This window comes from Phenylobacterium sp. (assembly GCF_020253645.1).
Lineage (GTDB): Bacteria > Pseudomonadota > Alphaproteobacteria > Caulobacterales > Caulobacteraceae > Phenylobacterium.
Genome location: NZ_JADCBG010000008.1, coordinates 1 through 7,764, shown reverse-complemented (window position 1 = coordinate 7,764; position 7,764 = coordinate 1). Strand labels below are relative to the sequence as shown.

Genomic DNA, 7,764 nt, shown 5'->3' with positions numbered 1-7,764 from the left:
GACAGTCCCGGAGGCCGGCCGTTATCTGCGCGGCGAGGTCGAGGTCGCCGCCGCCGACCTGGACCCGGAGATCGTCTGGAACACCCAGGAGGCCTACCTGTCGGGGCTCCTGCCAAGCCTGATGCGGGTGGTGCTGGACAGCCCCAGCGTGCGCTGGCTGCAGACCTTCAACGCCGGACTGGACCTCCCGATCTTCAGGCGGATCATGGAAAAGGGAGTCCGGATCACCAAGTCCGCGGCCCAGGGCGTGGTCATCGCCGAATACGTCATGGGCCACGCCCTGTCTCTGATCGTGCCGATAGACCTCCAGCGCGACCTGAAGTCACGACGGGAATGGGGCCGTACGCCCTACCGGGAGGTGAGCCGGACCCATTGGCTCCTGGTGGGTTACGGAGCCATCGGCGAGCAGATCGCCCAGCGCGCAAGGGCCTTCGGGGTGGATCTGACGGTCGTGCGGAGAGGGACGGAAGCCGGCCTCGCAAACAGAACCCTTCCGCTGTCGAGGATCCATGAAGCGCTGCCGGAGGCGGACGTTGTGGTCCTCGCCTGCGCCCTGACCGACGAGACCCGGAATCTCTGCAACGACGCCTTCTTCTCGGCCATGAAACCGGGCGCCCTCCTCATCAACATCGGCCGGGGCGGACTGGTCGATGAGGACGCCCTTCATCGGGGTCTGGAGTCCCAGCGGCCAGCCCATGCCGTCCTCGATGTCTTCCAGACCGAACCCCTTCCGCAGGACCACTGGATTTGGACTCACCCCCGGGTCCGGGTCAGCGCCCATACCTCCAACTCCGGCGACGGGGTTCAGCCCCGGGCGGACGACCAGTTCGTGGAGAACCTCGGGCGCTATCTCAGTGGAGACCCGCTTCTCAACGAAGCGGCGCGGGCCGAGGTGGGACTGGCCTGAAAGATCGGGCCGGTATGCGCCTGATGTCGACGGACCCGGGCTGAGCCGGGGAAAAGAGGTCAGGCGTCCAGCGCGGATCTCTGAGCCCGGCGAACCTCGACAACGCGGACCCGCCCCCTGTCCAGCACCAGCGCAAGCTCGCCACGCTTGACGCGCAAGGCGTCGGCGCCGAAGGCCTCAAGTCGCCAGCCAGACAGGGCCGGTGTGTCCGCAAGGTCGTCCTGGGCGATGAGTTCCAGATCAGACACGGTCGCGATCAGCTTGGAAGCGACCCCCGCGTCTTCCGCCCTGGCCTTGAGCAGAACCTTGAGCAGCTCGACGACAGCACCTGCAGCGGGATTGTGCGGCGCACGGGTCTTCTCGACCACTGGGGCGTTGGCCTCCGGCGCCCTGAGGGCCTCACGGATGACCTCCAGGAGTTCCGGGCCGAACCGGGACCCGGCGAAACCCTTCGGGACGGATCGCAAACGCTCCATCTGACCGGCGTCCGTCGGCGCCTGGCTGGCCAGTTCGTCTATGGCGTCGTCCTTGAGAATCCGGCTGCGCGGCTGGTCTCGCGACTGCGCCGTGCGCTCCCGCCACTCGGCCACGGCCCGATAGACGCTCATATAGCGGGAGGTCTGCTTTCGCGGCTTGAGCCGACGCCAGGCGTTCTCAGGTGACACGTCGTAGAGGGACGGATCGCAGAGGGAGGTCATCTCGTCGGCAACCCAGGCCAGACGTCCCTCCGCCTCAAGCCGCGCGCGAAGCTGCGGATAGATCACCGCCAGATGCGTCACGTCGGCCAGGGCGTAGGACAACTGGCTGTCGGTAAGCGGCCGACGCGCCCAGTCCGTAAACCGGCTGGACTTGTCCAGCTCTATCCGGAGCATGTTCCGCACGAGAGCGTCATAGGCGATCTGCTCCCCGTGCCCGGCCGCCATCGCGGCGACCTGGGTATCGAAAAGAGATGCCGGCATCGCTTTGAGATTATTGAAGATCTCGACATCCTGACGGGCGGCGTGAAAGACCTTGACGATGGACGGATCCCGCAGGATCTCCAGAAAAGGCTCCAGGTCGATCCCCTCCGCCAGAGGATCAATCACCGCCTCCACATCCGGCGTCGCGGCCTGAATGAGGCAAAGTCGCGGCCAGTAAGTCGTCTCGCGGATGAACTCGGTGTCAACGGCGACGAAGGCCTGCCCCCGGATCTGATTGCAGAAGGTCAGAAGCTCAGCGGTGGTCGTGATCAAGGTCATAGGCTAGCTATACGCCGTCGTCCGGCCGAGTCTGCAAGCCCGGCGGAGGGTTTATTGAAGGGTCCGGCCATGAGCGAGCGTCCGAACGGTCTCACCTACGCCCAGGCGGGCGTGGACATCGACGCCGGCGCGGCCCTGGTGGATCTGATCAAGCCGATGGCGAAGTCCACCCGGCGGCCGGGGGCTGATGGTTCGCTTGGCGGCTTCGGCGCCTTGTTCGACCTGAAGGCCGCCGGCTTCATTGACCCCCTCCTCGTCTCCACCACGGACGGAGTGGGCACCAAGCTGAAGATCGCCATCGAGACCGGCCTGCACGACACCGTAGGCATCGACCTGGTCGCCATGTGCGTGAACGACCTGCTGGCGCAGGGCGCCGAGCCCCTCGTCTTCCTGGACTATTTCGCCACCGGCAAGCTGGACGTGGAGTCTGCGGCCAGGGTCGTGGCCGGGATCGCAGAAGGCTGCCGCCAGGCCGGGTGCGCCCTCGCGGGCGGCGAAACCGCCGAGATGCCCGGTATGTATGCTGCAGGCGACTACGATCTGGCGGGCTTTTCCCTGGGGGCGGTCGAGCGCGGCGCCGTCCTGCCGCGACTGGGCGACCAGAAGCCTGGCGACGTGATCATCGGCCTCGCCTCCTCGGGTCCGCACTCCAATGGCTATTCCCTGATCCGGCGGATCGTGGAGCGCAGCGGCCTGGACTGGAGCGCCGCCTCGCCCTTTTCCGATGACGAGACCCTCGCCACAGCCTTGATGCGCCCGACCCGGATCTATGTCCGCCAGGTCCTGCCGCAGATCCGCGCAGGCCGGATCAGCGCCTGCGCCCACATCACCGGCGGCGGACTGATCGAAAACCCGCCCCGGGTGATCGCCGAGGGTCTGGCAGCCCGGTTCGACTGGAACGCCTGGGCCCCTCCCCCGGTCTTCGGCTGGCTTCAGGAGGCGGGCGGCGTGGCTGACGCCGAGATGCGCCGCACCTTCAACTGCGGCGTCGGCCTGATCCTGACCGTCCGTCCGGATGACGCCGGTGAGGTCCTCGCCGGCCTGGTCGAAGCCGGCGAGGACGCCTTCGTCTGCGGCGAACTGGCCGCCGCCTGACGCTCAGACGCCCCGGAAGACCGCAGGACGCTTCTGGTTGAAGGCCGCCACGCCCTCCCGCCGGTCCTCGGTGGTGAAGAGCCGGTTGTACTCCGCCAGCTCCAGCTCCATCGCCTCGTCCAGGGGCAGCACCGCGCCGGTCCGAACGACCGCCTTCACCGCCCGGATCGACAGGGGCGCCTTGGAGGCGATCAGGACGGCCCGCGCCACCAGGTCGGCGACCAGGCTCTCGTTCGGCCGGACGGCGTTGACGAGGCCGATGGACAGGGCCTCCGCCGCATCGACGGGCAGGCCGCTCATCAGCATCTCCGAGGCCCGGCGCTCGCCGACAGCGCGCGTGAGCAGCTGCGTCCCGCCGAGGCCCGGGATGATCCCCAGCCCGGCTTCGGGCAGACCGATGCGGGCGCTCTCGCCCGCCCAGGCGAAGTCACAGGCCAGGGCCATCTCCGCGCCGCCGCCCATCGCCGCACCGTTGACGGCGGCGAGGACGGGGAAGGGACAGGCCAGCTGAGCGCGGATCATGTCCTCGAACAGGCGATGCTGTTCGGCCCAGGCCGCGTCGGTCATGCCGTCGCGTTCCTTCAGGTCGGCGCCGGCGCAGAAGAAGCGCCCCTCGCCGGTCAGGACCGCAGCGCGGACCGAGGCGTCCGAGGCGAGGCGGGTCCAGAGGTCCAGGAGATCCCGTCCCATGCCGGTCGACAGGGCGTTGGCGGCCTCGGGGCGGTTCAGGGTGACCTGCACCACCCCGGGCGCGGCCTCCTGCACCCGGATCGTCGCATAATCGCTCATCTGCCCTCCGGTCCGGCGACCACGCCGTCGTCATGAAGCTTGCCGATCTGCGCCGACGAGAGGCCCAGCACGGTGGCGAGGACCTCGTCGGTATGCTGCCCCAGCCGGGCGGCCGGACGTGCCGGCTGGCGCTCGTCCTGCGGCACGGTGCCGGCGAAGCCCGCGGCGGGATAGGTCTCGCCCGACGGATGGGTCAGGGTCGAGAAGACGGGGTTGCCGGCGAAGAGTCGGGGGTCCTTCGCCGCCTGGGACAGGGTCTGATAGGGGCCCCAGCAGACGCCAAGGCGCTCGAACTCCGGCGTCAGCTCAGCGAGCCTGTGGCGGGCCATAGCCGCGTCGAAGATCGGGACTAGCCGGTCCCGGTGGGTGAAGCGCAGGCCCTCGTCCCGGGCGAAGTCGACGCCCAGCTCGGCCTCCAGGGCCTTCACCTCGTCGACAATGCCCAGCAGGGGCTGGATGCCCGACCACTGGCGGGGCGTAATGGCCACCAGCATGATCCGGACGCCGTCGGCGGTGGCGAAGTCGCGGCCGAAGGCGCCGAAGATGTCGTTGCCGACCCGGGGGCGGTCACCCTCCCCGAGGGTCGCCTCGGCCAGCATGCCGAGGTTCGCGAGGCTGGCGGCGGCGATGTCGGACAGGGGCAGGCGCACCTCCCGCCCCTTCCCGTCCCGGCCCCGCGCCATCAGGGCCGAGACCAGGGAGAAGGCGGCGTAACCTCCCGTCAGGAGGTCCCAGGCCGGCAGGATGTGGTTCACAGGGCGCGGATCGTCTGCGTGGCCGGTGAAGAGCGGCACGCCGACGGCGCTGTTGATCGTGTAGTCGACGCCGGGCCGACCATCGGCCCAGCCCATGACCCGCACGCAGACCAGATCCGGCCGCAGGGCGGACAGGGTCTCGTAGGACAGAAAGCCTTCGACCGGGAAGTTGGTGACGAAGGCGCCGCCATTGTCCCCAGGTGCGGTCGCCAGTTCCTGGGCCAGCCTGCGGCCCTCCGGCCGGGACAGGTCGATGGCGATGGACTTCTTCGACTTGTTCAGCCCCTCCCAATAGAAGCTGTCGCCGCCCCGGCTCAGGGGCCAGCGGTTAAAGTCGGGCCCACCCCCGATGTTGTCGAAGCGGATCACCTCGGCGCCCAGCTGGGCGAGATAGAGGCCGCAGGTCGGACCGGCCACGAAGGCCGAGCCCTCGACGACGCGCAGTCCCTTCAGGAGATCGTACATCAGAAGCTCTTGGGCAGGCCCAGCACGTGGTTGCCCACATGGCTGAGGATCAGGTTGGTGGAGATCGGGGCCACCTGGTAGAGGCGGGTCTCCCGGAACTTGCGTTCGATGTCGTACTCCTCGGCGAATCCGAAGCCGCCATGCACCTGGAGGCAGGTGTCGGCGGCGAACCAGGAGGCCTCGGAGGCCAGCATCTTGGCCATGTTGGCCTCGGTCCCGCAGGGCTGGCCGTCATCGAAGAGGTCAGCGGCGTGGCGCACCATCAGGTCCGCGGCGCTGGTCTGGACATGGGCCCGGGCGATGGGGAACTGGACGCCCTGGTTCTGGCCGATGGGCCGACCGAACACCTCGCGCTCACGGGCGTAGGCGCTGGCCCGGTCGATGAAGAAGCGGGCGTCACCGATGCATTCGGCGGCGATCAGGATCCGCTCGGCGTTCATGCCGTCGAGGATGTAGCGGAAGCCCTGCCCTTCCGTGCCGATCAGGTTCCCCACCGGCACCCGCAGGTCATCGAAGAACAGCTCGGTGGTGGCGTGGTTCAACATGGTCCGGATCGGCCGGATGGTCAGGCCGTTGCCGACCGCCTCGCGCATGTCGACCAGAAGGACGCTCATGCCATCGCTGGGCCGGGCGGCCTCTTCCCTCGCGGTCGTGCGGCAGAGGAGGACCATCAGGTCCGAGTGCTCCGCGCGGCTGATCCAGATCTTCTGGCCGCGGACGACATAGTGGTCGCCGTCGCGCCGGGCGAAGGTGGTGATGCGGGTGGTGTCCGTTCCCGCGCCCGGCTCGGTGACGCCGAACGCCTGGAGGCGCAGCTCGCCCGAGGCGATCTTAGGCAGGTAGGCCTGCTTCTGCGCCTCGCTGCCGTGCTTGAGCAGTGTGCCCATGGTGTACATCTGGGCGTGGCTCGCGCCGCCATTGCACCCTGAGCGGTGGACTTCCTCGAGGACGGCGATGGCCGCCCCGAGGCCCAGGCCCGAACCGCCTTAGGCTTCAGGGATCAGGACGGAGAGAAAGCCGGATTCGGTCAGCGCCCGGACGAACTCCGCAGGGTAGGCGCGCTCCCGGTCCTTCTCGCGCCAATACTCGCCCGGAAAGCCGGCGCAGAGACGGCGAACCGCCTCTCGGATTTCAGGAAAGGTCTCGGCGCTGGCCATGGCGTCTCCCCCGGGGATGAACGCCGACCTGCTACCCTACCCCGGAGGTCAGGCAAAGGGGGCGGCGAACCGCCCCCGCCTACCCGGACCCCGATCAGCCGACGATGTCGGCCTCGCTGAAGAACTGGGCGATCTCGATCGCGGCGTTCTCGAGGCTGTCCGAGCCATGCACCGAGTTTTCGCCCACGTTCAGGGCGAAGAGCTTGCGGATCGTGCCCTCGGCGGCCTGCTCGGGGTTGGTGGCGCCCATCACTTCGCGGTAGCGGGCCACGGCGTTCTCGCCCTCCAGGACCTGCACGACGACGGGGGCGGAGGTCATGGTCTCGACCAGTTCCCCGTAGAAGGGACGCTCCTTGTGGACCGCGTAGAAGCGGCCGGCCTGGGCCGGGGTCATGTGGATGCGGCGCTGGGCGACGATGCGAAGGCCCGCAGCCTCGATCACGGCGTTGATCTTGCCGGTCAGGTTCCGCTTGGTGGCGTCCGGCTTGATGATCGAGAAGGTGCGTTGGGTCATGTGAGCCTGTTCTGGGAAGGGGTGACCGACCGTCAGGGCCGGAAAGGTGCGGGCTTATAGCCGCAGCCTCGCCGCTCGCCAACACCGCGACGGCGGCCAAGCGGTCTGATAGAGACCGCGCCGTCATGCTTCAGATCCGCGACCTCACTCACGACGCCTGGGGACGGCGATTCCTCGACCGGGCGAGCGTCAGCATTCCACCTGGGGCCAAGGTGGGTCTTGTCGGGCGCAACGGCGTGGGAAAGTCGACGCTCTTCGGCCTGATCCGGGATCACGCCCGGTCAGGCGACGGCGAGATCAGCCTGCCCCGCGGGGCGCGCATGGCCGCCGTCGACCAGGAACATCCAGCCACCCCCGTGACCCTCATCGACACCATCCTGGCGGCGGATGAGGAACGGGCCGACCTGCTGGCCCGGCTCGAGACGGCCCCGCCCGAGGAGATCGGCGACATCTATGGCCGCCTGGCGGAGATCGGCGCCGACCGGGCGCCGTCGCGCGCGGCCGAAATCCTGTCCGGCCTGGGGTTTACGCCTGCCGACCTTCACCGCCCCATGGCCGAGTTCTCAGGCGGCTGGCGCATGCGCGTCGCCCTTGCGGCCGCCCTGTTCGCCGAACCGGACATCCTGCTGCTTGACGAGCCCACCAACTATCTCGACCTCGAGGGTGCCCTCTGGCTCGAGGCGCGGCTGCGGAAGTACCCTCACACCGCCCTGATCATCAGCCACGACCGCGACATCCTGAACCGGTCGGTGGACCATATTCTGCACATGCACGAGGCCAGGCTGGAGCTCTACCCCGGCGGCTACGACGACTTCGAGCGCCAGAGGGAGGAAAGGGCGCGGGT

The 7,764-nt window shown here is 68.6% G+C and carries 8 protein-coding genes and 1 pseudogene; 3 read left to right on the top strand and 6 right to left on the bottom strand.

The genetic code is table 11. The annotated features are described in order from the left end of the window. Positions 1–907: NAD(P)-dependent oxidoreductase (locus INE98_RS00380; protein WP_293535745.1), on the top strand; the 907-nt coding region annotated here is incomplete at its 5' end. A 59-nt stretch (positions 908–966) separates the two neighbouring features. Here the strand turns inward: INE98_RS00380 and rnd are convergent. Beyond that, positions 967–2,145 (bottom strand): ribonuclease D, encoded by a 1,179-nt coding sequence (gene rnd, locus INE98_RS00375; RefSeq protein WP_293535743.1) that lies wholly within the window; start codon positions 2,143–2,145, stop codon positions 967–969. A 69-nt stretch (positions 2,146–2,214) separates the two neighbouring features. On the opposite strand from rnd, the gene purM reads away from it, so the two are divergent. Continuing rightward, complete coding sequence (gene purM, locus INE98_RS00370) at positions 2,215–3,240, top strand: phosphoribosylformylglycinamidine cyclo-ligase (RefSeq protein WP_293535741.1); 1,026 nt, start codon at positions 2,215–2,217, stop codon at positions 3,238–3,240. A 3-nt stretch (positions 3,241–3,243) separates the two neighbouring features. Here purM and INE98_RS00365 read toward each other — a convergent pair whose 3' ends face one another. From INE98_RS00365 to ndk, 5 genes and pseudogenes are all read right to left on the bottom strand, one after another. Beyond that, positions 3,244–4,029 (bottom strand): enoyl-CoA hydratase-related protein, encoded by a 786-nt coding sequence (locus INE98_RS00365; RefSeq protein WP_293535739.1) that lies wholly within the window; start codon positions 4,027–4,029, stop codon positions 3,244–3,246. Beyond that, positions 4,026–5,249: a CoA transferase gene (locus tag INE98_RS00360; protein ID WP_293535737.1), complete on the bottom strand. Its 1,224-nt coding sequence runs from the start codon at positions 5,247–5,249 to the stop codon at positions 4,026–4,028. The genes INE98_RS00365 and INE98_RS00360 overlap by 4 nt, the downstream gene beginning before the upstream one ends. Beyond that, entirely contained in the window at positions 5,249–6,064 is an 816-nt protein-coding gene (locus tag INE98_RS00355) for an acyl-CoA dehydrogenase family protein (protein WP_367120149.1), read from the bottom strand. Before INE98_RS00355 ends, INE98_RS00360 begins: the two co-directional genes overlap by 1 nt. A gap of 12 nt (positions 6,065–6,076) precedes the next feature. Then, positions 6,077–6,406, bottom strand: a pseudogene (locus INE98_RS14505) (acyl-CoA dehydrogenase family protein); the annotation flags it as partial. A 94-nt stretch (positions 6,407–6,500) separates the two neighbouring features. Next, positions 6,501–6,920, bottom strand: a complete 420-nt coding sequence (gene ndk / locus INE98_RS00345; RefSeq protein WP_293535733.1) for a nucleoside-diphosphate kinase — start codon at positions 6,918–6,920, stop codon at positions 6,501–6,503. 125 nt (positions 6,921–7,045) lie between these two features. On the opposite strand from ndk, the gene INE98_RS00340 reads away from it, so the two are divergent. Then, the coding region (locus INE98_RS00340) for an ATP-binding cassette domain-containing protein (RefSeq protein WP_293535731.1) at positions 7,046–7,764 on the top strand (719 nt) is incomplete at its 3' end.

Bases quoted from the DNA above. Each gene is read 5' to 3' on its own strand.
- ndk (WP_293535733.1), bottom strand. From the start codon at position 6,920: ATGACCCAACGCACCTTCTCGATCATCAAGCCGGACGCCACCAAGCGG.
- rnd (WP_293535743.1), bottom strand. From the start codon at position 2,145: ATGACCTTGATCACGACCACCGCTGAGCTTCTGACCTTCTGCAATCAG.
- INE98_RS00360 (WP_293535737.1), bottom strand. From the start codon at position 5,249: ATGTACGATCTCCTGAAGGGACTGCGCGTCGTCGAGGGCTCGGCCTTC.
- INE98_RS00365 (WP_293535739.1), bottom strand. From the start codon at position 4,029: ATGAGCGATTATGCGACGATCCGGGTGCAGGAGGCCGCGCCCGGGGTG.
- purM (WP_293535741.1), top strand. From the start codon at position 2,215: ATGAGCGAGCGTCCGAACGGTCTCACCTACGCCCAGGCGGGCGTGGAC.